At 66.9% G+C, this 1724-nt stretch carries 2 protein-coding genes and 1 pseudogene; 1 reads left to right on the forward strand and 2 read right to left on the reverse strand.

Features of this window, described 5'->3' with window-relative positions:
- Positions 1-897: NADP-dependent oxidoreductase (locus AC559T_RS11870; protein WP_498868727.1), on the reverse strand; the 897-nt coding region annotated here is incomplete at its 3' end.
- Between the two features lie 93 nt (positions 898-990).
- Here AC559T_RS11870 and AC559T_RS11875 point away from each other — a divergent pair.
- Positions 991-1284 (forward strand): cupin domain-containing protein, encoded by a 294-nt coding sequence (locus AC559T_RS11875; protein WP_498868728.1) that lies wholly within the window; start codon positions 991-993, stop codon positions 1282-1284.
- A 22-nt stretch (positions 1285-1306) separates the two neighbouring features.
- Here the strand turns inward: AC559T_RS11875 and AC559T_RS11880 are convergent.
- Positions 1307-1618: pseudogene (locus AC559T_RS11880) on the reverse strand (transposase); the annotation flags it as partial.
- Positions 1619-1724: the final 106 nt, after the last annotated feature.

A 1724-nucleotide genomic window follows, 5' to 3' on the forward strand; every position in this document is an offset into this window, starting at 1 on the left:
ACGGATGCTGTTGGTTTCGGCGTCGCGGTGCACCGAGGCGAGGTCGGCGAGGGGGCGGGTCGCGACGATGTCGACGTGGACCGTGCCGGCGTCGATGAGCGTGACAAGTGCGGCGAGTTGACTGGTGTCGTTGCGTGTCACGAAGCGCGTGGCTGTCACGGGGAGGCCGGTGGGTGGCTCGACCGGGGTGGTGATGGACACCAGTGCGCCGCCGGGCCGGAGCAGCCCGATCAGGATGTCAGCTTGCCGTGGGCTGAGCGGGACAAGGTTGAGGACGGTGTCGACCGGCCACTCCAGGCCGTCCCGGAGGGGCGTGGTGGTGTAGTCGATGATCTGGTCGGCTCCGAGCCGGCGGGCTGCCGCGGCGCTGCGTGGGCTGGCGGTGGCGATGACCTGCGCCCCGGAGTGCTTGGCCAGCTGGACGGCGAACCCGCCGACGCCGCCACCGGCTCCGTTGACCAGTACCCGTTGCCCGGGCGTCACTCGGGCGTGTTCGAACACCGCCTGCCAGGCGGTGAGACCGGCGACGGGGATGGCGGCGGCGTGGGCGAGCGGGATCGCCGTGGGGGCTGCTACGAGGAGGCGGGCGTCGGCGGAGACGAACTCGGCTGCGGCGCCGCTGCCCAGGAGGCCGATGACATGGTCGCCGCCGGCGGGCCTGTGGACGCCGCTGCCGACATCGACGATCGTGCCGGCGACGTCCCAGCCGAGAGTGTGCGGCAGGTCCAACGGGAAAATGCTGCGCAGCAGCCCGGAACGCAGACCGATCTCGGAGGGGTTGAATGAGGTCGCGGCGACACGGATAAGCACCTCACCGGGGCCGGGGACCGGGCGTGGGACATCGTCGTGGCGGAGGACGGACGCGCCGCCGTACTCGTGAATACGGATGGCTTTCACACGCCGAACCTAAAGCGAGGAGTAGAAGACGAACCATGCGTGAAGATCCTCGGTTCATATCGGATCGTCTTCCACTGGATACCGTCCATGGTGATGGACGTGCTCAGCGACGTGATCGCGATCATGCGTACCGGCCAGCCGCGTTCGGCGCGGGTGACCTGGCATGCCCCTTGGGCGCGGCAGTTCGTGTCCGTGCCCGGGTCCGCCGGTTTCCAGGTGGTCCTGCAGGGACCGTGTTGGCTCGTTCCACCGGACGACAGCCCCGTGCCGCTGGCCGTCGGGGACATACTGTTCCGCCCCCATGGGCGTGGACACACGCTGACTGACAGCCCGACGACCACATCGGCCGCGGCCTGTGACCCGAAGGACCTGCGGTCTCTCCGGTGAACCGCCCCGGGTTCTGTGGAGACTACGATCGTTGGCTCCTGTCAGGAACCATAGCAGACTGGTGGGCATAGTAGGAACGTTCATATTGCGCCGGGGACATGTTCCCGCAGCCACTGTGGATTCGCCGGTTGTTGTACCAGTCGACCCACTCGAGGGTGGCAAGTTCGAGTTCCTCGAAGGTCCGCCACGGGCCGCGGCGGTAGACGAGCTCGGTCTTGTACAGTCCGTTCACCGACTCGGCCAGAGCATTGTCGTAAGAGTCACCGACGGTACCGACCGACGGCTTCGCTCCCATAGCAATGAGCTGATCGGTGTAGCGGATTGACGTATACTGACCGAATTCAACCGGTCCTCGCAACACCGGGTTGTTGAAGTGAGAGTAGCTGGTTGTTCATCGCTTCGGTGGGGGTCTTCCAGCCGAGGGTCTTGCGGGGCCGGTT

This window comes from Frankia sp. Hr75.2 (assembly GCF_949319125.1).
GTDB classification, from domain to species: domain Bacteria; phylum Actinomycetota; class Actinomycetes; order Frankiales; family Frankiaceae; genus Parafrankia; species Parafrankia soli.